The sequence below is a fragment of the Bacillus sp. FSL M8-0166 genome, from assembly GCF_038008825.1.
GTDB lineage: Bacteria > Bacillota > Bacilli > Bacillales > Bacillaceae > Bacillus > Bacillus safensis.
On the sequence record NZ_JBBOZZ010000001.1, the window covers coordinates 1,061,343 to 1,087,177 of the forward strand.

General features: G+C 39.5%; 28 protein-coding genes. 6 read left to right on the forward strand and 22 right to left on the reverse strand.

The features are described 5' to 3' along the window. Positions 1-30: 30 nt before the first annotated feature. The 4 genes from NSS92_RS05795 to dcm all read right to left on the reverse strand — a co-directional run bounded on the left by NSS92_RS05795 (position 31) and on the right by dcm (position 4,759). Complete coding sequence (locus NSS92_RS05795) at positions 31-165, reverse strand: hypothetical protein (protein ID WP_260627233.1); 135 nt, start codon at positions 163-165, stop codon at positions 31-33. A 2-nt stretch (positions 166-167) separates the two neighbouring features. After that, entirely contained in the window at positions 168-1,259 is a 1,092-nt protein-coding gene (locus tag NSS92_RS05800; protein WP_267586343.1) for a Rap family tetratricopeptide repeat protein, read from the reverse strand. A gap of 1,345 nt (positions 1,260-2,604) precedes the next feature. Further along, positions 2,605-3,783 (reverse strand): type II restriction endonuclease, encoded by a 1,179-nt coding sequence (locus tag NSS92_RS05805; protein WP_267586341.1) that lies wholly within the window; start codon positions 3,781-3,783, stop codon positions 2,605-2,607. Next, the gene (gene dcm, locus NSS92_RS05810; RefSeq protein ID WP_249857238.1) at positions 3,770-4,759 is read right to left on the reverse strand and encodes a DNA (cytosine-5-)-methyltransferase; all 990 of its coding nucleotides are present in this window, start codon (positions 4,757-4,759) and stop codon (positions 3,770-3,772) included. Before dcm ends, NSS92_RS05805 begins: the two co-directional genes overlap by 14 nt. Positions 4,760-4,886: 127 nt before the next feature. Here dcm and NSS92_RS05815 point away from each other — a divergent pair, with 127 nt between their 5' ends. Beyond that, entirely contained in the window at positions 4,887-5,183 is a 297-nt protein-coding gene (locus NSS92_RS05815) for a hypothetical protein (RefSeq protein WP_267586340.1), read from the forward strand. Positions 5,184-5,575: 392 nt separating this feature from the next. Here NSS92_RS05815 and NSS92_RS05820 read toward each other — a convergent pair whose 3' ends face one another. The 6 genes from NSS92_RS05820 to spoVK all read right to left on the reverse strand — a co-directional run bounded on the left by NSS92_RS05820 (position 5,576) and on the right by spoVK (position 11,901). Then, the gene (locus tag NSS92_RS05820; RefSeq protein WP_340867125.1) at positions 5,576-5,902 is read right to left on the reverse strand and encodes a hypothetical protein; all 327 of its coding nucleotides are present in this window, start codon (positions 5,900-5,902) and stop codon (positions 5,576-5,578) included. A gap of 462 nt (positions 5,903-6,364) precedes the next feature. Continuing rightward, positions 6,365-7,699, reverse strand: coding sequence for a type I glutamate--ammonia ligase (gene glnA, locus NSS92_RS05825; protein WP_340867126.1), 1,335 nt, complete (start codon positions 7,697-7,699; stop codon positions 6,365-6,367). Between the two features lie 60 nt (positions 7,700-7,759). Then, the gene (locus NSS92_RS05830) at positions 7,760-8,170 is read right to left on the reverse strand and encodes a MerR family transcriptional regulator (protein WP_267586338.1); all 411 of its coding nucleotides are present in this window, start codon (positions 8,168-8,170) and stop codon (positions 7,760-7,762) included. A 91-nt stretch (positions 8,171-8,261) separates the two neighbouring features. Next, complete coding sequence (locus tag NSS92_RS05835) at positions 8,262-9,542, reverse strand: methionine gamma-lyase family protein (protein ID WP_340867127.1); 1,281 nt, start codon at positions 9,540-9,542, stop codon at positions 8,262-8,264. A 6-nt stretch (positions 9,543-9,548) separates the two neighbouring features. After that, positions 9,549-10,820: a GTPase HflX gene (gene hflX / locus NSS92_RS05840; RefSeq protein ID WP_267586336.1), complete on the reverse strand. Its 1,272-nt coding sequence runs from the start codon at positions 10,818-10,820 to the stop codon at positions 9,549-9,551. A gap of 121 nt (positions 10,821-10,941) precedes the next feature. Next, a complete protein-coding gene (gene spoVK / locus NSS92_RS05845; protein WP_048239875.1) occupies positions 10,942-11,901 on the reverse strand; it encodes a stage V sporulation protein K in 960 nt (319 codons plus the stop codon). A gap of 320 nt (positions 11,902-12,221) precedes the next feature. Here spoVK and NSS92_RS05850 point away from each other — a divergent pair, with 320 nt between their 5' ends. Further along, positions 12,222-12,980, forward strand: a complete 759-nt coding sequence (locus NSS92_RS05850; protein WP_024427042.1) for an N-acetylmuramoyl-L-alanine amidase — start codon at positions 12,222-12,224, stop codon at positions 12,978-12,980. Between the two features lie 67 nt (positions 12,981-13,047). Here NSS92_RS05850 and NSS92_RS05855 read toward each other — a convergent pair whose 3' ends face one another. The 9 genes from NSS92_RS05855 to NSS92_RS05895 all read right to left on the reverse strand — a co-directional run bounded on the left by NSS92_RS05855 (position 13,048) and on the right by NSS92_RS05895 (position 19,918). Beyond that, a complete protein-coding gene (locus NSS92_RS05855; RefSeq protein ID WP_024424084.1) occupies positions 13,048-13,665 on the reverse strand; it encodes a hypothetical protein in 618 nt (205 codons plus the stop codon). 84 nt (positions 13,666-13,749) lie between these two features. Further along, positions 13,750-14,730: a class 1b ribonucleoside-diphosphate reductase subunit beta gene (gene nrdF / locus NSS92_RS05860; RefSeq protein WP_024424085.1), complete on the reverse strand. Its 981-nt coding sequence runs from the start codon at positions 14,728-14,730 to the stop codon at positions 13,750-13,752. A gap of 17 nt (positions 14,731-14,747) precedes the next feature. Further along, a complete protein-coding gene (gene nrdE, locus NSS92_RS05865) occupies positions 14,748-16,850 on the reverse strand; it encodes a class 1b ribonucleoside-diphosphate reductase subunit alpha (protein ID WP_267586334.1) in 2,103 nt (700 codons plus the stop codon). Continuing rightward, entirely contained in the window at positions 16,810-17,202 is a 393-nt protein-coding gene (gene nrdI / locus NSS92_RS05870; protein ID WP_008360380.1) for a class Ib ribonucleoside-diphosphate reductase assembly flavoprotein NrdI, read from the reverse strand. Before nrdI ends, nrdE begins: the two co-directional genes overlap by 41 nt. Positions 17,203-17,467: 265 nt before the next feature. Beyond that, entirely contained in the window at positions 17,468-17,680 is a 213-nt protein-coding gene (locus tag NSS92_RS05875; RefSeq protein ID WP_003212415.1) for a hypothetical protein, read from the reverse strand. Between the two features lie 79 nt (positions 17,681-17,759). Then, positions 17,760-18,080 (reverse strand): YmzC family protein, encoded by a 321-nt coding sequence (locus NSS92_RS05880; protein ID WP_024427040.1) that lies wholly within the window; start codon positions 18,078-18,080, stop codon positions 17,760-17,762. A gap of 162 nt (positions 18,081-18,242) precedes the next feature. After that, on the reverse strand, positions 18,243-18,464 hold the full coding sequence (gene hfq / locus NSS92_RS05885) for an RNA chaperone Hfq (protein WP_024424088.1): 222 nt from the start codon (positions 18,462-18,464) through the stop codon (positions 18,243-18,245). A gap of 25 nt (positions 18,465-18,489) precedes the next feature. Beyond that, positions 18,490-19,446, reverse strand: a complete 957-nt coding sequence (gene miaA / locus NSS92_RS05890) for a tRNA (adenosine(37)-N6)-dimethylallyltransferase MiaA (protein ID WP_340867128.1) — start codon at positions 19,444-19,446, stop codon at positions 18,490-18,492. A 70-nt stretch (positions 19,447-19,516) separates the two neighbouring features. After that, positions 19,517-19,918: a YmaF family protein gene (locus NSS92_RS05895; RefSeq protein WP_025093278.1), complete on the reverse strand. Its 402-nt coding sequence runs from the start codon at positions 19,916-19,918 to the stop codon at positions 19,517-19,519. Between the two features lie 104 nt (positions 19,919-20,022). Between NSS92_RS05895 and NSS92_RS05900 the strand changes: the two genes are divergently transcribed. From NSS92_RS05900 to erbB, 3 genes are all read left to right on the forward strand, one after another. Then, positions 20,023-20,295 carry a hypothetical protein gene (locus tag NSS92_RS05900; protein WP_047203904.1) on the forward strand — a complete coding sequence of 91 codons (273 nt, stop codon included), beginning with the start codon at positions 20,023-20,025 and terminating at the stop codon, positions 20,293-20,295. A gap of 302 nt (positions 20,296-20,597) precedes the next feature. Continuing rightward, complete coding sequence (erbA, locus tag NSS92_RS05905; RefSeq protein WP_251219050.1) at positions 20,598-20,915, forward strand: SMR family multidrug efflux transporter EbrA; 318 nt, start codon at positions 20,598-20,600, stop codon at positions 20,913-20,915. A gap of 15 nt (positions 20,916-20,930) precedes the next feature. Continuing rightward, the gene (gene erbB / locus NSS92_RS05910; RefSeq protein ID WP_340867129.1) at positions 20,931-21,299 is read left to right on the forward strand and encodes an SMR family multidrug efflux transporter EbrB; all 369 of its coding nucleotides are present in this window, start codon (positions 20,931-20,933) and stop codon (positions 21,297-21,299) included. A gap of 46 nt (positions 21,300-21,345) precedes the next feature. Here the strand turns inward: erbB and NSS92_RS05915 are convergent, their stop codons facing one another. Together NSS92_RS05915 and NSS92_RS05920 are read right to left on the reverse strand one after the other, a co-directional pair. Next, entirely contained in the window at positions 21,346-21,795 is a 450-nt protein-coding gene (locus NSS92_RS05915; protein WP_197197874.1) for an OsmC family protein, read from the reverse strand. Between the two features lie 76 nt (positions 21,796-21,871). Further along, positions 21,872-22,606, reverse strand: a complete 735-nt coding sequence (locus NSS92_RS05920) for a poly-gamma-glutamate hydrolase family protein (protein WP_024427035.1) — start codon at positions 22,604-22,606, stop codon at positions 21,872-21,874. A gap of 584 nt (positions 22,607-23,190) precedes the next feature. Between NSS92_RS05920 and NSS92_RS05925 the strand changes: the two genes are divergently transcribed. Continuing rightward, positions 23,191-24,516 (forward strand): S8 family peptidase, encoded by a 1,326-nt coding sequence (locus NSS92_RS05925; RefSeq protein WP_340867130.1) that lies wholly within the window; start codon positions 23,191-23,193, stop codon positions 24,514-24,516. A gap of 90 nt (positions 24,517-24,606) precedes the next feature. On the opposite strand, the gene NSS92_RS05930 is transcribed toward NSS92_RS05925, so the two are convergent. Next, entirely contained in the window at positions 24,607-25,755 is a 1,149-nt protein-coding gene (locus tag NSS92_RS05930; RefSeq protein ID WP_340867131.1) for a Rap family tetratricopeptide repeat protein, read from the reverse strand. Positions 25,756-25,835 lie beyond the last annotated feature (80 nt).

Here is a 25,835-nt window from a genome sequence, read left to right on the forward strand (position 1 = left end):
TCCGTAGTGGTGGATTAAATCTTATCCCTTTTATGACCCTGCACCTCTAGAGAAAAGCAACACTACCTCATTTTTAGCATCTGCCTGAGTTTGTTGTCCAGCAGGCATTCCAAGAATTGCACCTAATAGCAAAGCGGTAGTAATCATCATCATTATTTTTTTCATGATCATATGACCTCCTTTCCTATAAGCGTACAAGATTTCAAAGCCAATTCCAAGAAGTAGTTACTTTCTTCATAAAGATTTAACTTCTTATAAATGGAGGCAACATCAGGAGCTAAAGCCTCTATATCAACATATGCTTTTCTTTCTTCCAAAAGACATAGCCCTTTCTTGATATCTTCATAGCTTTCCTGTGGTGTTGTATAACATTTCTCAAGGATATTGAATTTCAAAATAAAGTTTGTGTTCTGCTGTTCTTTAGAGAAGTTTTTCCCCTCAGCAACCCAACTTATTGCCTGATCCAACTGATTTGATTTGTAGCTTGATCTTGCAAATTCATACGCACATTGTAAGTATGAAACAGGAGCTGACTGTTTTAGATCATCTGCGGAAATTGCTTTGTTGAAATATTCAATTGCTTCTATATGTTGGTCATCCTGAATTTTAAGAAATCCCAAATCATAATAAGCCAACGCTAACAATCTCTTATCATTCTTTTCAATCAGTCTATCGACACAATCCAAAAGCATCCGTTCAGCTTTGTCTAGTCTACCGTCATCAATCAAATTCAGTGCCAACAACATATTACAGTTTATAGTCTGTATGCTGTAACCTTCATGACCTTTGTAGATGTCCTTTGCTGTTTGTAGATGATGGTGAGAAAGAAGCGTGACTTTATTGAAATAGTAGAGCGTGCCAATTTTATAATGGAACTCAGCCTTTTCAATTTCATCATGTACCTTGTCCAACTGTCTCTCAGCTACTCTGAATAGGACTAGGGCTTCTGAATAGTTATTCTTTGCACTCTCATACATACCTTTGAAAAGATAAAAGTAAAACCTTAGCATGTCATCTGTTTTGACTCTTTCACTTTCTGTTATTGTTGGTTGCCCCACTAAATCTTCCATCAGTACCTTAAATCTGTAATCAAGAATATTGAAATAGAGTAACACATCTTGATTTTCTTCCATTTCGCCTAACATTTCTTGAATCTCATCCCTCAGCTCTACTGCTTGTGAAACTTCCCTCTTTTTAATATGTAAATACCATTTGTTGAGCGTGTTTGCTACATCTACAGAAGAAATCAAATTCGACATCCCATTACCCCCTTGCTATCATTTCCTTTGTATAATTTTAACATGATATTTACAACATATGTAAAGTCAAGGTGTTCATTTTAAAAGTTTTCGGTATCCCGCAAAATGCAAGCATACTTTTATCTATAAAAGGTATGTTTTATGTAGAGTGCATTAAAAGAGGAACGACATGGCAGTAGAGAATTAAACATAGGTATCCTGTAAAACAAGAAGTAGCAGAGTTTTCTAAAGGATATAGTACAGAGAAGAAGCGCAGGTTGCCGCTTCAAAACATGAAGAATTGCTTAGAAGTGATATTGAAGATGGTGCGTAGAAACTGCTTTAAAACATTTTCTTTAGGAACGCTAATTCTTTTTTTAAACATAAATTTACGCCTCGTTTTCTTCTTTTCTGAATATAATTTGACTAAAATATCCCCCTGAAACTATTGGTTCTAAGGACGTTTCTTTATTAATACTGAGACATATACTGCTCGCGTTCCCACGGGTGTACTTGGGTTCGGATTATAACTTATATTGTCTTTAAATGTCTATGTGGAACGTTGAATTATAGAGGTTTTATCTTATAAAAATAATACAAAATCATAAAATATTTTTAAATTGTGGGTGATTCGTGAGCGTTTTGTCGGTATTAAAGGAGTATGAAATGAACATACTCTCTAAGCTCGAGACAGCGACCTCTATTCTCTCAAGGTGGAGACGAGGTATTTTGGCTAGTTTAATATGTCGAGGTAGTACCTTTACATTACGAGAAATGCAGTATCAAGGGATTGTCAAAGTTCAATATTATTAGGTAGTACCTGATATAAAGTTCGTCGCCAATGTCACCAACGTTTTCAAATTTGTTTTTAGTTTGGTCGCCAAATAGGGATCATTAAATTACTACTGTAGAAGGGTTTCGCTAATCTCCTCTACAGTAGCGGTAAATTAAATAAGGTTATTAATCTCTACTAATAGAAGAAGTTCTGATCTTAATTTCTATAAGTAAGCGTAATTATATTGCTCAATTCCAGTAGTACCATCATTTATTTTTGGGTTTATTCCCATGTAATAGGCATATGTGTAAAAAACAAGAATCATTTAATATTACAACTTCATACTTTTTTATTGCATTATCAGGCTTTCCAAATAGATCAATAACATTTTTCATAACTTTTAGTCCCATAAAGCTGTATTTACTCGTTTTTCTAACTTTGTTCCTTTTATTGGATAGCTTGCATATTTCTCTTTCTTTGTTCTGTCATAATAAGTTTTTCTCTCATGACAATATCACCTGCCTTGTTATTTAGATCTACCGGTAATTTTCTCCGTTAATATTAAAAAAGACGACTCTCAACAGAACCGCCTTAAACTGCATATTTTTCTTTTAGGTACTCTAAAAATGTACTTACACTTAACAGCTTGTCCCTATATTCAGGTGGGTAGTAATCATGATACTTTTTAGGAACTACAAGAATTACATTCTGTTCTTGCATTTCCTCCATCTGATTTTTAGAAATTCCCTGTTGTAATGTTAATAGGTGCTTTTCTGGTATCCTGTTAGCTTCGTTTAGTATCTGTCTCCAACGATCCTTGCAAGTGGTTTTTGCCCCTAAGAAAGTTAGATGCTTTTCATCATACAAGATATTAGCATAGGCTTCATTGGATGGTAATAGAAAGTCTGGCTTTTTGTTACCTTCGGTTTTACCAGGATGGGCAAAAGGTATATTAAAAAAGTTAAGAATAAAGTCAATATGGTGTTCTAATGATCTACCAGCTCGACTTTTCCTTCTGTTGAGTGCACTATTTGCAAATTCCAATAACGGTTCTATCTCACCAAATGGTTCCGTTAAGTATGGTCTATAAATGGTTTTTTCAATCGCTTTAAAAACATCATATTCAAGATCAATCCAACGAATCAATGTGTTATCAGGATTGGAAAGATTGCCTCGAATGATATTAAGATACAATTCTCTTGCCTTTTCAGCTAAATGAACGGTTGGTGGAAAAACATCTGAAAATGTATTTGTATATTCGTTAATTGCTTTTTGTAATTTTAGCCCTACTTGGGTTTCTCTATCCTCCGTATCCAAGCCGTAAACCGCACTATTTTTGACTAGTGATATAGAAAAAGTTTCAAGGAATGTTTCAATTTCATCTTCGTCCTCTAATAAGAAGCAATAAAAATCATCTATACTTGCTTGGATAAAAATTATGAGGTTTCCTACTTGTTCATATTTATTGAAGGGTGAATTAGTCCAGAACCTTGTAAGCCTATATTCCTTTCTAGTCTTACTACCGTACCAAATAGCCCTACTTTCAAACGGATAGAAACCGTCAATATGAATTTTGACAAAGTGGTCTTTATTCTCCCCTCTTTGCCCTTTGGTTTCAAAAAACAATTGTGAAGCATGAACCGAGATGTATAAACCTTCTTGATGTGCTTTTGTAAGCCCAACATCATTAGCTGAAACAAATTTACAATAGAAACGACCGTACTGGTTAGCCGTCTCTATTGCTTTATTTAATTTATCACTTGGTTGCATACTTCAAATTACTCTCCTCTACCGTTTCATGAATTAATTCATCATGTTCAATCGCCTTAATCATATTTTCGGCAATTAAACTAACAACTGGTACAGCAACACTATTACCGAATTGCTTATATGCAGCAGTATCTGAAACTACTATTTGGAAGTCCTCTGGAAACCCCTGTAATCTTGCACATTCTCTAGGTGTAAGCCTTCTTGGATTTTTCCCCTCTTGTGGTATTAAAACCTCACTACCATCTTTATAATAACGTGCTGAAAGAGTTCTGCTGTTTGAGTTTAAGTCCACTAACCCATAACCAAAGCCATTTCCTTTTTTAGAATGCTTTTCTTTATAGCCTTGTAAATAAGACCATAATTTATCACTCAGTGTATATTTTTCGTCAACATTTTCCTCCAGAATAGACTTGATAGGAAGACCTTCTTTCGGAACCTTTGGAAATTCAAACTTTAACTTTTTCTTAAAGCCCACAATATAAATACGTTCCCTATTCTGAGGTACTAAGCCTTTTGCATTTATAACCTCATCATAAACCGTATAACCAAGTTCTTCCTCTAGTACATTCTTTATTACTTTAAAAGTATTTCCTTTATCATGACTACGTAAGTTCTTTACGTTTTCAAGCAAAAACGCCTGCGGTTGCTTTTCTTTAATTATTCTTGCTATATCCCAAAAAAGAGTACCTTGTGTTTCATCTAAAAAGCCATGTTGTCTTCCTAGCGAGTTCTTTTTACTAACACCTGCAATGCTGAACGGCTGACACGGAAAGCCAGCCAGTAATATATCATGTTCTGGAATTGCTTTTTCATCAACACTTCTTATATCACCGTGTGGGTATTCACCATAGTTAGCAAAGTATGTTTCCTGTGCTTTTTTGTCCCATTCACAACTAAAAACACAAGTGCCGTATGGTTCAAATGCTTTACGAATACCGCCAATTCCAGCGAATAAATCAATGAACCTATATAACATAATTTACACCTCCGAACACTTGTCCTTATTCTATGTCATTATAACAAATTAAATTGAAGTATGGTCGAAATTTGTGATAATATTATTTAGTTACTTTAATTTACCTCTAACAAAGGGGGTTATACAAGTGGAAAATGTGATTATTTATTATCTGCAAGAACAATCAGAGAGCGCAAATAATGCGATTAATTTTTTAAAAAGCTTAATAGAAGAACTAAAGAACTATTATATAATTAAGGGTGTTTTTATTGATTCATTTAACAGCCAGACTGAATTTATGGAAATGATACAATCTCCCCTATCAGAAATTGATTATTTATTGATTAACAAATTACCGTATGATGATTTTAACAAACAATTAATAATTGGTTTATCTAATTCCGAAAATTTCAAGATTAAATTATTTTCTGAAATTCAAATTTAGCTATATTAATTTATCCGCTATTGAAGATTCTCAAAAATGGGAACCGTCTTTTTTGCTATACTCGATTACAGGTGTCATAACTTAACCGAAACGAATAACTTACTTTGTGAAAATAATGTGATCAATGAGGCACAAGTGATGGATATTTTTCAAGCTGAAGCAGCCATTATTACTGGCCACCTTATCAGATAAAACCATAACCATTATTAAAAACCATAATATGCATGAATTTAAACAGGATTTTAAAACAGATGTGATGAATACAATGTCTTTTTATCTTGATAGTTATTTACAAGGTCTTGAGGTTTAAACCCACAGACTAAATTTTGAACTCCCCATAATTAAAATGATGGCAACGAGCAGTAAATACTTCTTTCTGATGTTTTAATTGCTCACATATTTGTAGAATCGCTATCTATAAGAATTGTGGGTGCCCCGTTTAAAATTAAAAATAAAACAGGAATGTAAACCGTCAGATCATCTGTATCATTGACTAAAATAAGCGCAAGAAAGAAAAGCACATAAAAGCTAAGCACTGTCAATATCACCTTCAATGTATGATAATACACAACAATACTTTGTGCAATTAGAACCGGTAAGAGACCTATTAGGATGACAGGGGAGGCTGCCTGCATGACTGAGACACAAAGTAAAATGACAATCCCTTGAATCAGAAAATATACCCATAGGTTATTTTGGAACCAATATTTTGGAACCAATAGAATGACCACCAATGTAATATAAGGTGTATGGCAATGAGTGCGGAAAAAAACAAACCCGAAAACGACCATTGTGTAGTGATAAAAGGAATGATCTAAATACAAGCATTAAAATAAACGCAAAACCAATGATAACCCCTGCAAATTTAGGCAATGCTTTACTAAGCCTATCCATACCCTTCGATACACCACACCGTTTTACTTTTAGAATCTGGGGCATCTATGAAATATGTTCTTGAGCGACTGGGCCACAAAAGCATTAAAGTAACATCTGATATTTATCTCATATCACCAAAAAAATCGACATGGATTCAAAGAATGAATATGAAGAGTATGCCTCAAAGATCATGGAGTCATTTTTGTAGGTGAATTGTGGGTGGTGCCTGCTTTCATTTTAATTTATAAGAAACACCCACAAAAACAAAAACCCCCTGAAGCCAATGGCCCCAAGGGGTTTCTCTATTAATACTGAGACATATACTGATCGCGTTCCCATGGATGTACTTGGGTGCGGAACATATCCCATTCGATTTCTTTTGATTCGATGAAGTGCTCGAATAGGTGATCGCCTAGTGCGTTGATCATGACTTCGTTTGATTTCAGCAGCTCGAGTGCTTCTGCAAGTGTTGCAGGAAGGTCAGCGATGCCGTTTTCAAGGCGCTCTTCTTTGTCCATGACATAGATGTTTCTGTCAATTGGTGCTGGTGCTTCTAGTTTGTTTTTGATTCCGTCTAGACCTGCTGCAAGTAATACGCTTAGTGCAAGATATGGGTTTGCAGATGGGTCTACGCTACGCACTTCTACACGTGTGCTGATGCCGCGTGATGCCGGGATACGGATCAATGGGCTGCGGTTTTGTGCACTCCATGCTACATAGCAAGGTGCTTCATAGCCAGGTACAAGACGCTTGTAAGAGTTTACCGTTGGGTTTGTGACCGCTGTAAAGCTTGTTGCGTGCTTGACGATACCTGCGATAAAGTGTCTAGCCGTCTCGCTTAATTGTAAATCTGCTTTTTCATCAAAGAATGCGTTTTTACCATTTTTAAATAATGATAGGTTACAGTGCATACCAGATCCGTTTACACCGAACAATGGTTTTGGCATGAATGTCGCATGAAGACCATGCTTTCTCGCAATGGTTTTGACTACGAGTTTGAACGTTTGAATGTCATCACAAGAACGGATCGCGCCTGCATATTTGAAATCAATTTCGTGCTGCCCTGGTGCTACTTCGTGGTGAGATGCTTCAATTTCAAAGCCCATTTCTTCAAGCTCTAGCACGATATCACGGCGGCAGTTTTCGCCTAGATCTGTTGGTGCAAGGTCAAAGTATCCGCCTTTATCGTTTAGTTCAAGCGTTGGCTCGCCTTTTTCATCTAATTTAAATAAGAAGAATTCTGGCTCAGGTCCAAGGTTGAAATCACTAAATCCTAGTTCTCCCATTTCCTTCAAAATACGCTTTAAGTTGTTACGCGGGTCTCCATCAAATGGTGTCCCGTCTGGCTTATAAATGTCACAAATAAAGCGTGCAACTTTACCTTTTTCTGCTGTCCAAGGGAAAATAACAAATGTGTTTAGATCTGGGTATAGATACATATCTGATTCTTCGATACGTACGAATCCTTCAATAGATGAACCGTCAAACATACATTTGTTATCGAGAGCTTTTTCTAACTGGCTCACAGGAATCTCAACATTTTTAATCGTTCCGAGAATGTCTGTAAATTGCAGACGGATGTACTTTACGTTTTCCTCATTTACTAATTTTACGATATCTTCTCTTGTGTACTTTGCCATTTCGTAAAACTCCTCCCCTACAAAAGGTAAAATGTGTATAGCAATGCTTTTGCTAATTGGTTAACGGAAGAACCTTGACATATCCCCCTGCCTAAAGGTCGTTCCTTGTTGGAAACGTCCAGCCTGAATGAGTTCCTTCTTCAGTAGCTTCCTGAGTTCATCATCTGTCAAGTTGTGCTTAGCTGTAGTTTTTTCCTCAGTCTTTGTATCAGACGATGGATTTTCTGCCTCAGCTTTGGCAAAAAGCTTTTTGATTCCTGCCATGTTTACACCTTGTTCGATGAGGTTTTTGATTTCTAGTAATTTATCAACATCATGAAAAGAAAATAATCGGCGGTTTCCATCACTTCTTGCTGGAAATACTAAACCATTTTCCTCATAATAGCGAATTTGTCTTGCAGATAATTCTGTTAGCTGCATGACAATCCCAATTGGGAATAAAGGCATTGAGCGGCGAATGTTATCACTCATCTCAACTGTCTCCTCCTCTTTGCTTAAATTTATTATATGTCATGTTATATTATGTGTCAACAATATGTTAGGAATATTAACATGGATTTTTTTATCGAGCAGGTACTTCAATAAAACCTTGTACCAATAAGGCATCGACAGCACTGCAAATCGCATTTTTCACATGGGCATACGTGAGTCCGCCTTGAACGTAGGCAGTATAAGGCGGTCTGATCGGACCATCGGCTGATAATTCGATACTAGCTCCTTGTACAAACGTGCCCGCTGCCATAATGACATCGTCCTCGTAGCCCGGCATATAGCTTGCATGTGGTGTGACGTGACTGTTAATTGGAGATGCATACTGGATTGCCTGACAGAACGCAATCATTTTTTTAGGATCTCCAAATTCAACTGATTGAATCAAATCTGTTCTTTTCGCATTCCACGCTGGGTTTGTTTGGAATCCGAGCTTCTCAAGAAAACGCGCCGTAAACACTGCGCCTTTTAAGCTTTGAGCCACAACATGCGGAGCTAAGAAAAATCCTTGATACATTTCCTGGAGCGCATACAGCGATGCACCCGCTTCACTGCCGATGCCTGGAGAAGTCATTCGATAAGAGCAAGCTTCTACCCATTTTTCTTTTCCAACAATGTAGCCGCCTGTTTTGGCAAGGCCTCCGCCTGGGTTTTTAATGAGTGAACCGGCCATGAGGTCAGCTCCCACATGACACGGCTCTTGCAATTCAGTAAATTCACCATAACAGTTGTCTACAAACACAATGATTTCTTCATTAATCTCTTTCACAAATGAAATCATTTGCTTAATTTCTTCTATTGTAAAGGATGGTCTTGAAGCATAACCTTTTGAACGCTGGATGCCGATGACTTTTGTTTTAGTGGAAATCGACTCTTTTACTTTGTCGTAATCGACGGATCCATCTTGACGCAAATCAATGGCTTTGTAGTCAATCTGGAAGTCTTTTAATGAGCCTGTCCCTTCTTTCCCGCGAATCCCGACAATTTCTTCTAACGTGTCGTATGGTTTCCCCGTCATGTAGATCAATTCATCGCCAGGTCTCAGCACACCAAATAAAGCAATGGAAATCGCGTGTGTGCCGGAAATGATCTGCGGACGGACAAGGCCGCTTTCTCCTCCGAAGACATCCGCATAAATCTTTTCCAACGTGTCTCTTCCCATATCATCGTAGCCATATCCAGTCGTCGGATTAAAGTGAGAGTCACTGACTTTGTGCTTTCGATAGCTTTCAAGCACCCGCCACTCATTTTGTTCGCTCTTTTGATCAATTTGCTGATGCACGTGTAAAATCTCTTGTTCTGTTTCTGCTGCTGCTTTTTCTAAAATACTGCCGTGTTTTAATGTGTGAAACATCTTGATTTAATTCCTTTCCAACATATACTTCTTGATTTGACCTAAGATGGTCTGATCCTCACCACTATATCCGATGATGTCGTAAATCTCTGCTTCTTTTTGAAATTCTAGTGATTCCACAAGCGTTTCTGATTTTAATGCGGAGATGAGCTTCCCTTCATACGCTGGAATCTTCACATGGTATGGCTTTAAAAAGGCTTTTTTCAGTTCAGCCATAATATCCGCTTTTAACCTTTTTACATCTTCTTTGCGTCTAGCACTGATTAATATGTGGCGATGCTTTGAAGATGGGATGAAATCTGGTCTGATTTGATCTTCCTTGTTATAAACAGTCAGCATTGGAATACGGTCCGCTTCTAATTCTTCTAAAAGCTCATGAACCGTTCGTTCGTGCCCTTCATAATCCTCATTAGAAGAGTCGATGACATGAAGCAAATAGTCGGCTTCCTTCACTTCTTCAAGGGTGGAACGAAATGCGGCGATCAGTGTTGTCGGAAGGTCTTGGATAAAGCCAACTGTATCCGAAATGAGCACACTGTAGCCAGATTCTAATGTCATCTTACGTGTCATTGGATCAAGTGTCGCAAACAGCAAATCCTCTTCATGACTATCCGCTTCTGTTAATTGGTTAAACAAAGTTGATTTTCCGGCATTCGTATACCCAACAATGGCTATTTGGAATACGCCATTTTTCTTTCGGCGTTCCCGGTATCTTGTTCGGTGTTCTTTGACTGCGGATAACTGCCCGTTAATTTCGTGAATGCGGTTTCGAATATGGCGTCTATCTGTTTCAAGTTTTGTTTCACCTGGACCTCTTGCGCCAATTCCGCCCCCTTGTCTTGAGAGGCTGATCCCTTGTCCACTTAGTCTCGGCAGGGCATACTGAAGCTGGGCAAGCTCTATTTGCAGCTTCCCCTCTCTTGTACGGGCTCTTTTTGCAAAGATATCTAAAATCAATTGCGTACGATCAATAATTTTCACATCTAAAGCAGTCGCCAAAGCTTTTAGCTGGCTTGGAGAAAGCTCGTCGTTAAAAATAATGACATCACATTCGAGTTCCTCGCAAAGTACCTCAAGTTCTTCTACTTTCCCTTTACCGATATACGTTGCGCTGTCTTGTCTATTTCTCTTCTGCGTCATCACGCTGACAGCTTCACCGCCAGCCGTTTTGGTTAAGGAAGCTAATTCTTCCATTGAGTATTGAAAGCGTTCATCCGTTACATGCGGCAATTGACAGCCGACAAGGATCGCTTTTTCAGTCATTTCATGTTCATTCAACGTCAGTTGTTTCCTTTCTGTACTTAAGTTTTCAGTAGTACCATCATACCAAACACATCACACGTATACCACTATTCGGCTGGTTTATTTTAGTGACTCTTTATAAAAAGGATACGCCATTTCAAGAAGGCGTATCCTCTTTCATTTGAAGATCGTGACTTTTAATGGTCAGCAGATCTTTTTTATCATAATGATCCACAAGAAGCAGTCTCATCGCCTGGGTTCGTATGGCTTTTTCAATGGTGTTTCGCACAAACCGGCCGTTGCTGAATTTTGCCGGGCTTGTGGTACTTTTAATATGCATTAAATAATCCCGCAGCTTCCATTCAGCTTCTTGTGTAAATACATATTCTCTGTCCGCCATCATTCGTTTTGCAATATCCATGAGCTGATCGACTGTATAATCAGGAAAGCTGATATTGATTGGAAATCTTGATTGCAGGCCGGGGTTTAAAGAAAGAAAATGCTCCATTTCCTTGGAGTAGCCAGCAAGAATGAGAATGAATTCGTGCTGTTTGTCCTCCATATGTTTCACTAGGGTATCAATCGCCTCTTTTCCAAAATCCTTTTCTCCTCCGCGCGCAAGAGAATAGGCTTCGTCAATGAACAAAATACCACCTAGTGATTTTTTAATTAAATCCCTTGTTTTTTGCGCTGTATGACCAATGTACTCTCCAACTAGATCACCGCGTTCTGCTTCAATTAAGTGACCCTTTGAGAGCACATTCATTTCAAAGAAAAGCTTCCCGACAAGTCTTGCAACTGTGGTTTTTCCTGTGCCAGGATTTCCTTTGAACATCATATGAAGCGCTTGTTTTCCTACCTTTAACCCTTGTTCCTGCCGTTTTTGATTAACAAAAATCCAAGCATAAATCTCTTTTATGTTTCGTTTCATTTCATCCATACCGACAAGGCTGTTCATTTCACGCTCTATTTCCCGTAAGATGCTGTGTTTTGCCTCATTTTTCTGCAAGGCTTCCAGGTATTCTGCCTCTGAGTCTGCATCAACCAATACTTGCTTTTGTCCGTTAAGTATAATATTGATTTGGCCGTTGTTTTTATATGTGACAGCTCGCTCCAACGTATTCACCTCTCGCTCTTCTCTCTTTATTCTATTCGGGTGGAGCTGTAATCGTGACAATCGCCCGCTTAAGCCCAAGTTTGCTGTCAAAATGACCCGAGATACCGAATATTGTAGGGATTTCTGCGGTTTCCCAGGAAATGATGTGCTATTTCCATTGTATTCATCCCGTTTGGGCGGACAAACCAACAATTTGCTTTTTCTTAGAAAAATGTAGCTTTTTGATCACAAATGATGCAGAAAAGAGTCTCAATGATTTCCGCATTTTGTACAGGCAATTCTTCTATTTTCTCATAAAATAAAGACGAGGTGATGAATAGATGGTGAAAATTTTTATTGATCCTGGCCACGGAGGAACAGATTCTGGAGCTAGTGCTAATGGACTTTTGGAGAAGAATATAACACTTCAAATCGCGCTTTTACTGAGAGACATTTTGATTAGTGAATATGATGGGGTTTCCGTCCGCTTAAGTCGTTCAACTGACCAATCCGTCACTTTGTCCCAGCGTACGAATGCGGCAAACAGCTGGGGGGCTGACTATTTCGTGTCTATTCATATTAATGCTGGCGGGGGCACAGGTTTTGAAAGCTATGTGTATCCAGGCGTTTCAGCACCGACCACCACGTATCGCAATGCCCTTCATGATGAGATTGTCCGCTCGGTTGATTTTGCCAACCGCGGCAAGAAAACTGCGAACTTCCACGTTCTTCGAGAAACTTCTATGCCCGCTATTTTAACAGAGAATGGTTTCATTGATACGGCAGCTGATGCTAATAAGCTCCGCAACGCAACCTTCCTTCAAGGCATCGCTCGCGCTCATGCGACTGGTCTAGAAGAAGCCTTTCAATTGAAAAAAAAAGCAAGTAATCTTTATAAAGTGCAGGCAGGAGCTTTCAAAGTGAAAGCCAATGCAGATGAATTAGCAGCCACACTTAAATCCAAAGGCTTTGACGCGTTTGTTGTATTAGACGGCGGCATGTTCCGAGTACAGGCCGGGGCTTTCCGCACAAAGCAAAATGCAGATGACCTCGTCGCAAGATTGAAGCAGGCCGGTCACGACGCATTCGTTTTCCAATAAGCTGAAGCTGTTGTAACGAAACAAACCGGCTCAAGTCTTCTGCTGAGCCGGTTTGTTGTGTATTCATTTACGCTAAGATGTTAACAACAAATTGAGACCATGTTTCAAGACGATCGAAGTATTCAGGCTTTTTCAAATCGGCTGCTTTCATCCATTTTCCTGAGATTTGATCTGTTTCTTTTACTTCCACATGAGCACCCGGAGATAGCTCAAGCGCTGATAACAGTCCAATATGCACACGGCCGACACTGTTGTCATCGTCATTGATTAATCCAAGGGTTTTCATTTCAAGTTTGTCTTCTTCTTGAATAGAAAGTTCTTCGTCCAGCTCACGATCCGTATTTTCTTTTAGAATCTCAGCAAAGTTTTTTCCTTCGATGAAATTCATATGCCCCCCAAAGCCAAGAGATAACTTATGATGTAAACGAGTCTCTCCCCCGCCTTGAAGTCTTTCGTATACATACACTTCGTCCTCACGCTTAATCACGACATAAGGAATCGGCTGCTTGAAGTCAGGATTTTCTTCTGCATCGCCTCTTCGCATTTGCTCGAAGTGCTCTTCGATTTCTTTCATAATTGTGCTGATTGTTTTCTCTTCACTGTTCACACCATTAAACGCAAGTGTTTCGTTTTGGAACACACGTGCGCGCGGTGCAACTAAAATGATTTCGTCCATTTTTCCCATGTTCGGTAACCTCCAGTATGTAACACATTGTTAGAAATGGCAAAAAGCCAAAACGAGTGATGCGTTTTGACTTTTACGCTTTCCTTATGATTCATCTCCAAAGAAGAAGTCGTCATCTTTTAACGGCTCAACTGTTGCTTTTTTGTAGCCGTTCCCTTTCATTGAGAAGAAGTCATGCGACTTTGTTTTTGTATTGAGTCCATTCAATACAATAGGGTTGATCTCTTCTTCTTCAAAGTAAGGGGCAAATCCAAGGTTCATTAACGCTTTATTGGCATTGTAACGAATGAACTTTTTCACATCATGCGATAAATTGACTTGGTCATAAATATCTTCAGTGTAATGAAGTTCATTTTCATAAAGCTCGTTTAAAAGGTCAATAGAGAAATCATATAGCTCTTTTTGCACGTCAGGTGTTTGTTTGTTGTAAATTTCTTGTGCTAATAATCCAACGTATACACCATGAATCGCTTCATCACGCAAAATTAAGTTGATGATTTCACCACTTTGCATGAGCTTTCCTTGTCCATAGAAATAAAGCGGGTAGTAAAAACCACTATAAAATAGGAAGCTTTCTAAATAAACAGAAGCAACCATTGCTTTAAAGAGAGAAATAGGATCGTCCTTTTGAATCGAACGGTATAAACTGACAATCATATCTGCTTTCTTTTGCAGGAATTTATTCTTCTTGACCCATTCAAACACTTCACTGATCGTTTCAGTTGGTGCGAGTGTCATGAAGATATTTGAGTATGATTTCGCATGCACCGCATTTTCCATCATTGCCATAAAGTTGAGTACAGCTTTACGCTGATGGCCGTCCACATGTTCAGCAACAATCGGCATCCCTGTATTTCCTTGTTCTGTATCAAGTAAAGTCAGTCCAGCAAGTACCTTCATGTACGTATCTCGCTCTTTTTCACCTAAATATTTCCATGTTAAGAGATCTCCGTTTAAGGAAATCTCTTCTGGAAGCCAGAACTGCTTCACATTTTGGTTGTAAAACATTTGTGTAAAATCGTCTTCGTGTTTTGACCAGTTGGCTGCATCATAAATTTTTGTCACGTTAAACTCTCCTTTAATCAAACAACACAAGAAAGACAGCCTTCCTGCCCTGTATCCTTCGTTCTTGCATAATAAAGTGTCTTAATGCCTTTATGGTGTGCATAAAGATCGATGCGGTTTAAATCACGCGTTGTCATCGTATCTTTTAGGAATAGTGTAAAGCTGATTCCTTGATCCACGTGCTGCTGAATTGTTGCGATCATATCAACCACTTTAAACATGTCCATATCGTACGCTTCTTTATAGAAGAACCAGTTTTGCGCTGAAAGACCTGGCATTGGGTAATAGGTTTTGCTGTTGCCGTATGTTCTTTCTTCGATACGTTCCATAATTGGCATGACAGAGGCTGTTGCCGATTGAACATAAGAAATGGAACCTGTTGGTGCAATACATAAACGATAGCTGTGATACATGCCATTTTCCGCTACAAATTCTTTGAGTGCTGCCCAGTCTTCTTTTGTTGGAATGTGCATGCCTTCAAATAGTGCTGCTGCTTTTTCTGTTTTTGGTGTGAAATCATTCTCCACGTATTTATTGAAGTACTCACCAGTTGCATAGCCAGAGCCTTCATAACGATGGAATGTTTCTCCTTTTTCTTTTGCAAGCTCACTTGAACGTTTAATTGAATAATAGTTCACCATCATAAAGAACGTATTTGCGAAATCTCTTGCTTCTTCACTTTCATAGGCAATTTGGTTTTGAGCTAAATACCCGTGAAGATTCATCGCGCCAAGTCCGATTGACTTCATCGCTTTGTTCGCTTTTCGAACAGCCGGTGCATTGCGAATGTCCGTTGTTTCAGACACAAGCGTTAGTGAGTCTGTTGCAAGCTTGACTGTTTTTTCGATCGATTTGTTTTTCATGACATTCATGATATTTAATGAACCAAGGTTACAAGAAATATCAAGACCGATTTCATCATCTTGATCATAGTCCGTGTAAGAAGAAACCTCTGAAGCCTGAAGCACTTCTGAGCAAAGGTTTGAGAATTTCACTCGTGAAATATGGTTCAAGGCATGCTCTCTGTTTACATTATCTTGGAACATGATATATGGATAGCCTGATTCTGAGCGTAGAACAGCCAATTTTTCAAGAAGCTTTCTCGGATTGACTTTTTCTTTTTTAACTTTCGGGTTTTCTACAAGCTCATCATACATTTCTTCCATGTCCATCTCATCAAGATGCTGTCCATATTCTTTATAGACTGTATGCGGATAGAAGGTGTAAGCTGTTTTATCTTCTCTAGCAAGCTCGATAAATTTATCCGGGATGACGACTCCGATGGACAGAGTTTTCACGCGAACATCTTCATCGGCAGAGATTTTTTTCGTATCTAAGAAATCATTGATATCTCTGTGGAAAATATTCAGGTAGGCACTGCCTGATCCTTGTCTTTGCCCCATTTGATCTGCATATCTGAATGCATTATCAAGAAGCTTCATCACGCCGACGACACCTTTTGTCGCGTTTTCTACATCTTTAATTGCTTCGCCTTTTGCACGAAGTTTTGAGAGGTTCAAACTGACGCCGCCGCCTAGTTTTGACAGCTGCATTGAAATATCAATCGCTCTTGAAATATCGTTTAGTGAGTCATTCACTTCAAGCAAGAAGCAGCTCACAAGCTCACCGCGTCTTTTACGTCCAGCGTTCAAGAAGGTTGGTGTACTTGGCTGGTACTCTTGATTGATCATCAGGTCTACAAACTCAAGTGCTTTTTCTTTATCCCCACCCGCAAAGAAAAGTGCTACAACTGAAATGCGGTCTTCATAGCGTTCAAGGATTTTCTTTTTATCATTTGTTTTCAGTGCATAGTCATTGTAAAACTTAAATGCACTCATAAATGATGGGAATCTAAATTTTTTGGCATATGCAGCTTCAAAGACTTCTTTAATATCTGCCATGCTGTATTGTCTTAAAAATTCTTCCTCATAGTAGTCGTTTTCTATTAAGTAATCAATCTTCTCTTCTAGATTGTGAAAAAAGACCGTGTTTTGATTAATGTAATCTACGAAATAACTATGTACAGCTTCTTTGTCCTTATCGAACTGAAACTTTCCTTCTTTTTGAATCATAATTTCGTTATTTAATTGTATCCACTTTGGAACCTGATTTTGTGACAATTCTTTCTACCTCCTGTGTAAACAATTCAACATCCCTTTTTGTTCCGCTTAGTTCAAAGGTGTGCAAAATAGGAACTTGATATTGTTTAGAAATCGTATCGGCGCTTTTTGCAAAATTATCTCCCCACACTTTGTTGCCACTCACCGCAACACCTAGTAAAAGGTGAGCATTCTTCTCTAAAAAGGACTGAGTGGTACTAGGGACTTGTCCAAATCCTGTCGTAAAGGTGACGAGAATAAACGGCGTATCCAAAAACTCTTCTCCAGTCAATTTTCGTTTGTCTGTAAAAGGGGTCTTGTCCAAAAAGCGTTGAACATTTCCTGTTTTTGAATCAAATACGATTTGAATCAATTCCATCACGACCTAGTTTTTAGTATTGTTGATCATTTCGCTATTCACTATATATAGTATACTATGTTTTTTCAAAACACAACATATAGATGTTCGAAACGAAAAAAATCAACCAACCCGGCCGAACCTTCATAGCCGAACTCGTACGTTCAAATAAATAGAGCAGAACAGGATCTAAAAATAGACTGCTCTACTCCCTATTCAACTGAAACCGAAATCTATCATAACACGAAAAAAAATCGCTTAGTAGACTAGACTTTTTGTTTTATTTTTTGTAGGCATCGCACTGTAAATCTTCTGACACTTCTGTAATTTCCACTTCAACACCTAATTCTTTTAGCACCGCTTCAAGCGCAGAGACGATTGAAGCTTCTCTCACTAATTCTTTCCCATTTACAGAAACGCTTGTTCCATATTCGAAACAGGAATCGTCTTCACAAGTTTGTTCCCAATGATTAATTTTAATTTTATGTGTCATGAACTCATCCTTTTCTGTCTAGATGTCTGATGCATGATTATAGTGTAGCGGCTTCACATTCATTTGTAAATTTACGTGCTTACTCTTCTTCATCAGAGCCATCATCATATTCTTCGTCGTCCCATTCATCTATGTATTTCGTTGTAACGAGAGTCAGCTCTCCTTCTTTTTCATCAAACCGGTACACATGTACTTGATCATCTTTTACAACAGCAAAGTGATTATTTTTTAGTGCAGCAGATGATGGTAAAACTCCATCTGCATTTTCATGAGAATGGTTATTCCAGCTTTCTTGTCTCGTTTCAATGTTTGAGATAGCGCACGATCCAAACAAGACAACAATTCCAATCAAAAGGAGGATCACTCTAATCCTTCTTAATTCAAGCTCTGCATTTTCCATATGAATCCCCTCACCCTTCTAATATCCAATAAGGAATTATACGAAAAATTGGCAGAAAAGTTTCATTGCATACAAAATAGCCCCTCTGCACTGACAAAAAACGTAGCGGGTTCCGGCCGGTTTATTCGCAGATGCATGGGGCTATTTTAAATACAACATATCCTATTCTAATTCTAGATTTACATTCTTTTGAGGTGCAAATGTAGAAATGGCGTGTTTATAAATAAGCTGCTGCTTCCCTTCTGTTTCAAGCAGCACCGTGAAATTGTCAAACCCTTTCACTTGACCGCGAAGCTGAAAGCCATTCAGTAAGAATACTGTGACAAATGTATTGTCTTTGCGGATCTGATTCAAAAACTGCTCCTGAATATTAATCGGTTTCATGTTTCGTCCTCCTTGATTCTGATAACTACAGTTTCGCTTTAAGTCCAAGCTTTCCTGCTATATATGCGAAAATTTCCTCTTTTTTGTCCGAAAAGTGGCAAGGCGGTGTCATATCAAACCAAGTGACTGCCATTTTATTACGGAACCACGTGAACTGACGCTTCGCATATCTACGAGAATTTTGCTTTAATTGCCCGATGGCTTCATCAAGTGAGCAGTCACCTTGAAAATAGGCATACAGCTCTTTATAACCAATGGCTTGAACAGACTGACAATCCTTCAAGCCAGATTGATAAAGTGCTCTCACTTCTTCAATTAAGCCCTCAGCTATCATCATATCAATTCTTTGATGAATGCGCTCGTACAAAAGCTCTCGATCCATTTTCAGCCCAATGAAGGCTGTATCATAAAGAGGAACTTCTTGATGCCCGTTTTGCATCTCCGACATTTTCTGACCGGTTGTATGGATCACTTCAAGCGCCCGGATCACGCGGCGGACGTTATTCGGATGAATAGCGTTTGCCGCATCAGGATCTACTGCCTTTAGCTTTTCGTGCAGCAAAAGCGCACCATGCTGCTGTTCAAACAGCGCCATTTCTTCTCTAAAAGCAGGATCACTTTTCTCATCCGTAAATGTATAATCATATAAAACAGATTGGATATAGAGGCCTGTTCCGCCGACAATCATTGGCGTTTTCCCTCTAGCAGCAATCTCTTTCATTTTCATACGGACCAGCTGCTGAAATTCAGCTGTCGAAAAAGATTCGTCCGGCTGTTTAATATCAATTAAATGGTGCGGGATGCCATTCATTTCCTCGGGGGTGATTTTAGCTGTTCCGATGTCCATCCCTTTATAAATCTGCATAGAATCCCCGCTGATAATCTCTCCATTAAATGCTTTGGCTATATCAATGCTCAATTTGGTTTTGCCGACAGCCGTCGGCCCTACTAACACGATTACTGGCTGCTTCGCTTTATTCATAACATCACTCACTTTTACAAAACTGCATACAGTATAGCATAACTTTTCTTACTCTCCTATATGCTGCCCATCACCAGCCAAGCGGTTCATTTCCAACCACTTCATACGTTTTTCCTTTTAAACGATGTTTATGGGTTGGCCGCTTCTCATCTGGACTATAGACGACACCTCCATATGGGATGGGAACAGAATCGAGATAGGCTGAATAGGTGACTTCCTCAATCTCGTGATAATGTGTTCCATCCACTCTCGGAATTGCAGGCCCAGTGACCCCGTAGTACCTGTGGAAATGCCCTCTTTCAAAGGAGGTGATCCCGCGATAAAAATGAGTATGCCGGTCGGTACTGCTTCCATTCACAGGCTGAGAAATACCTTCTATTAAATGATAATGCCCCTCTGTTACATCCGTACGTGCTTTATATGCATGAGCATGCGGCGGACACTTTGCCCAATCAGATGGATACAGGCCCATTTCTAACATTCCTCCTTATATTAGGCGTTCACCCAAACATATGTAGGCAACCGGAATACACTGATGTCAGTTACAGTGATTTTATGAGAAAGGAGCCTTTTATTATGAATTATTTTGACACACCTCCGTTTATTCAAGAAGACATGAGAAGACCTTTTGGGTTCGGATTTGGACGTCCTGGTTTTGGGTTTGGGAGACCCGGATTTGGATTTGGACGCCCTGGTTTTGGATTTGGGAGACCTGGATTCTTTGGACCTCCATTTTTAGGTGGTTTTGCTGGAGGCCTGCTTGCTGGATCTCTGCTTGCGCCAGGATATGGTTATGGATACCCTTACCCTCCTCCATACCCGCCATACGGACCATACCCTTGGTATTAAATATGACGTTTAAGTGAAAACATCCGTTCATAAAATGAATCGATTGACACACTCTTTTTTCATGGGTTAACATTTACTTTACCGACTGTTCAGTAAAGTAGGTGTTTTTTTTATGTCTAAAACCACAAAAGAGCCATTTTGATGCAGCTCACCGCCTGATATTAAAAGAAGGATTAAGACAGCTCACCCTTCAGCAGGTGGCAGAGCATGCTGGTTTTCAGAAACATTTCAGCTTGAACCGCTGAAAAGAGAGGATAAAAACCCTTTTACTTCACCGGATTTTACTTAGAGGAGGGATGATTATGATCCTCGGATATCTTTTTTTGGCTGTGGCCATTTTTTCAGAAGCCATTGGCGCCGCAATGTTAAAATTATCAAATGGCTTTACGCGCTGGAAGCCTAGCGCTGTCGTTGTGGCTGGCTATACACTTGCTTTTTATATGCTGTCATTGACGCTCAACATCATTCCGCTTAGCATGTCTTATGCAACATGGTCTGGGGTTGGTACGGTCCTCACGGCTATTTTTGGCGTGCTCTTTTTCAAAGAAACCTTGAACCAAAAAGCAGTCATTGGGATGGCGATGCTTGTCTCAGGGGTCGTACTATTAAATATGTCATAAAGGATGTGGGAGATCATGAAAGGAATGCTCTACTTAACAGGAGCCATTTTAACGGAGGTTTTTGGCAGTACAATGCTGAAGCTTTCTCAAGGCTTTTCGCAGCTGCTGCCGAGTATCGGGGTACTGATCGGATTTGGCTGCGCCTTTACTTTCCTCAGCTTGGCACTTAAAACCATTGAGCTCTCGTCTGCCTATGCAATCTGGTCTGGCGTTGGAACAGCACTTACTGCTCTTGTAGGACTTGTGCTGTTTAACGAAACCATCAGCACGAAAGGCTTCATCGGCCTTGCACTTGTCATCTGCGGCGTGATTGTCTTAAATCAGTCCAAGAAGCAAAAGAACGAAACCAAAGCACAACTCGATCAAACCGAATGGACGTCATAAAAAAAGTCATTTTCTCCATATTTCAAGAGAAAATGACTTTTTTGTTTTAACGGCCGACTTGAATGGTTTCCTCTAAGGAAATGTTCACATTACCCTGAACAGCTCTTGAGATCATACATGAGCTTTCGGCTTTATGCGCAAGCTTACGGGCCAGCTCAATTTCATGTGCGGAAGCGGACTCTTTAAGGGTGATGACAGGTCGATGAATGATTTCCTCATAAGTAAACACACCATTTGTCACATCTACGATGGCTTCAGAGCTCATCGATAGATCCTCTTTTTCTAATTGACTCCGCTCCATCATGGCTGCAAGCGTAATGATATAACACGTAGCCGCTGCACCTAAGAGCATCTCATCTGGATTGGTTCCAACACCAGGACCGTCCATTTCCTTTGGAATCGAAATCTTTGTTTTTAATTGTTCACATGCGATTGTACCCACATCGTTACGCAGACCAGGCCAGCTTGCCTGAAGATGAAAATGATGACGCGCCATATCCGTCTCTCCTTTTGTTATCACTGTTCATAGTGTAACAAGAAATCTCCTGCTTGTCTTAACATGTGCACGGTCCTTATGTATATTCTTCATCCAGCACTGTCCGAATTGCCCTGACATAACGATAGAACGTCTCGTTTTTTGTACTTGACCGCCTCCGAAAGTCGAAACTGTCAAATAAAGCTTCACGCTGACTTCTACTAATCTCAAGCTGCACACTTTGCCCTGTTTTTGTAAGATTATTAATATTATGATTGCTTGTCCCGCTCAGGGTTGCGTGTGCGACAGCCAGTTCAGCAGAAAACCCGTTCCGCTCTAATGAGTTGACAATTTTCTCTGCACGGTCGTAATCTGTTCCGCCGACGAGAGTATGGTCAATCCCTTCCTCGCCTTTGTATCCATGCACTGCTAAGATGTAATCATGTGCTTTTGCCTGCGCGACGCCGATTGGCTCATCAAAGTTTGTACTTGTAATATGAAGTTCTGATGCATTCTCTCTTAGACCTTCAAATAAATACGTCGAAAAATCGTTGTCAAAAAAATGGACGATCTCGCTCACGCCGCCTTCGATTCTCCCGCCATGAGGTGACATCACAAGAAGGCGGCTGCCAGGCACTGGGTTGGCTGTAATGTTGTAGCTGCTTGTTGATTCGTTTTCTTCCAGTTCTTTAAAATTTCGATAAATATCATTTGAACCGCTTTCGTCTTCCCCACCTGATGACACTGGCTCATCATGTTCCTGCGCTTGCATAGTATAATAAACGCCCCATCCGATCGCAAGCAGGAGAAGCAAAGCAAAAAACTTCTTCATTCCCGTTCTCCTTTAACAGATTTCTAAGCCGTTTCTATGATTTATATTGAATCATCATTTCTTATCATTTTTTCCACATTTTCTCTTCAAGTTTGATCATAACACTCTAGATCATGAGATTCCTCAAAAATAAGATAATTGCATTTATATACACAGAAACGCCTGTCGTCTTTGAAAACAGAGTTAGAATAGTATGACAAACAAATGACGTTATGTTTAATATGACCTAGTCCTATCCAGTCTGTTTTCTTTAATTCGGCTTTTTTTGATAAGGATTTGATTTTTTTCATCTGTAACGAGTCCCATTTATATGAGCATTGGCCCTGTCTACAACCCTCCTTTTTCTGCAAAATGCTTTGTTTCACTGGTTCTCTCAGAAGAACTCTCCCACCTAACATCGGCAGATTCTATATGATTTCCACCTTTTTCTATTATTTTACAAAATGTAAGCGCTTTTCTTTTTTGAAAGGCATAAGCAAGCCGCCAATATGAAGAAAAGGAAGGACAAGAATCCGAACCAAGCAGTTCTCATTCTCATAATGTAAGAGTGTACGAGAATGGATAGCTGGAATGGAGGGTATCACATGTTTGGATTTTCTATGGTGCAAATGGTCAGAACACATGCTAGTAAACTGGATCAGCCTTTAAGAGAGACCGTTCTTCACCTTTATAAACCTTTTAAATGGACGCCATGCTTTCTTCATCGTTTTTTCGAAGGCAGACTGAAGAAGAAAAAGAAACTTCGTGTGATCATTGAATTTAAGGAAGGTGCAGCCGAAGCAGGGATTCAAAGCACTAAACAGCTCATGAAAAAAAGCAGAAAAACAAATATAAAACGACATTTCTCACATATCAATTGCTGCGCTGCTGATCTAACGCCTGCTGCTTTAGAGGAGCTATTAGCAAACGGTGAGCATATTCGCAAAATTTATTTAGACCGGAAAGTTCATGCGCTGCTGGATGTAGCCACACAAGCAATTCATGCAGAAGAGGTCATCCGAAACGGGACAACTTTAACTGGGGAAGGCATTACGGTCGCTGTCATTGACACGGGAATCTATCCGCATGAAGATTTAGATGGGAGAATTCGTGATTTTGTAGATTTAGTCAAACAAAAAACAAAGCCTTATGATGATAATGGCCACGGTACTCACTGCGCGGGAGATGTCGCTGGAGATGGAGCCGCCTCAGACGGCTTATACAAAGGACCTGCCCCAAAAGCAAATCTGATTGGCGTGAAAGTGTTAAATAAACAAGGCGCTGGATCACTTTCTACTATTATAGAAGGGGTTGAATGGTGCATACAGTTCAACGAAGACCACCCTGATGATCCGATTCATATTATCAGTATGTCGCTAGGCGGCGCTGCCCAGCGTTATGATGACGAACAAGACGATCCAATGGTGCGTGCTGTCAATGCTGCTTGGGATCAAGGCATTGTTGTATGCGTCGCTGCCGGAAACTCTGGCCCTAACAGCCAGACGATTGCAAGCCCTGCTGTCAGTCAAAAAGTCATTACGGTCGGAGCCTATGATGACCGGAATACACCAGAATCAAGCGACGATATCGTGGCACCGTTTTCAAGCAGAGGGCCAACTGTTTATGGGGAAGCAAAGCCTGATATCCTCGCACCAGGAGTAAACATCGTTTCTCTCAGATCACCAAGATCCTTTCTGGATAAACTCGATAAATCAAGCAGAGTCGATGATGATTATACAACGTTATCTGGCACATCGATGGCAACACCGATTTGTGCTGGTATTTGCGCTCTACTGTTAGAGCATTCACCAGATTTAACGCCGGATGATGTCAAAACCCTGTTAAAAGAAAATGCAAGCAAGTGGTCTGGGGATGATCCGATGATTTATGGAGCAGGTGCAATTGACGCAGAAAAAGCAATCAAAGAATAAAGAAAAAAGCCCTTTACGTTTATGCGTAAAGGGTGTTGTTTGTCTCGTTTTTATGTGTGAAGTCTTTCATCTACTTGAGCAGCTGACATGTTATGCTTCGTTCTCATACATCTCATCTCCTTTTTGAATGTGCGTACGCGCTTCGATCACAATCTCAAAAAAAGTGGAGGATTCCTTGTACATGTCGCGTTCCTTATAATAATTAGCCGCATCAAGTGCTAATTCCTCTAAATCAGCAAACATTTTTTTATTTCTCAGGCCAAAAAGTGCCGACCTCAATTGCTCACAGCCGTCTTTCTCTATATAGAGTGCCTGCAAAAATTGGAATTTCAACTGATAAATTTCATCTTCCAATACACAAGCCTCGTTCATTCCTGTAGATATGGCCTCGCCTGCCCGCTGAATATCTCCGAGTTTAAAACAAGTGAGGGCAAGTGAAAACAACGATTTGATCATCGTGGATGCTTGATCTTTCTGATAAAGTGAAATAGCTTGTTCGAAAAAGACAGTCGCTGTATGGTACGTTCCCATACTATAATGACAAGTGCCTAAGTTATTAAGAGCCATTGCTTTAAAGTAAGATGTGCATTCTTTTTGTTCCATCGCTTCACAGACCTTTAACGCTTTTTCTAAATAAGGAAGCGCTTTTTGATACTGATTGACATCAATCCAATTACCTGCCATGACAAAATCACATTGAATGCTTCTTTTTCCATAAAGCTGATGTTTCTTATAGATGTCTCTCGCCTTTTTAGCATAGTGCATGGAGAAATAGGTTTGTTTCATATGATAGTATACTTCTGCGATTTTATAGTAAAATTCTGCTTTTTCAATCTCATCTGTCACTAAAATCAGTTGATGTTCCGCATGCTTGTAATATGAAATGGCCTCGATATACCGGCGCTGGATAAACGCATACATTCCATGAAAAAAATGAAAATAATAGCCGAGTAAGCCGGTCATCTCATCTTCTGCATCGTCAATTTCTTTAGGAAAGGACACTGCTTGAAGCGTTTCACTCCCTGCATGGACTGGCGCTAAGTGCTGAAGCATCATTTGATGGCGAAAATCCATTAGAGAATAATAGAGGAGTAAATCTTGATCCTCTTCCATATCATGAATTTCTTCTTCAACAAGGCGCTTCATGCCGTTTGCCTGTTCAACTTCAAATTTGCAAATATGCGTGTACCATTGATTGATCTTTACACCTACTTCGGAAGATGGTATTTTGTGTGCCATCCACTTCAGCCCCATTCTATCATATCAAACTGATAACTATTATTTTACATAATTTATGTTTTTAAGGCAAATTGTAAGTT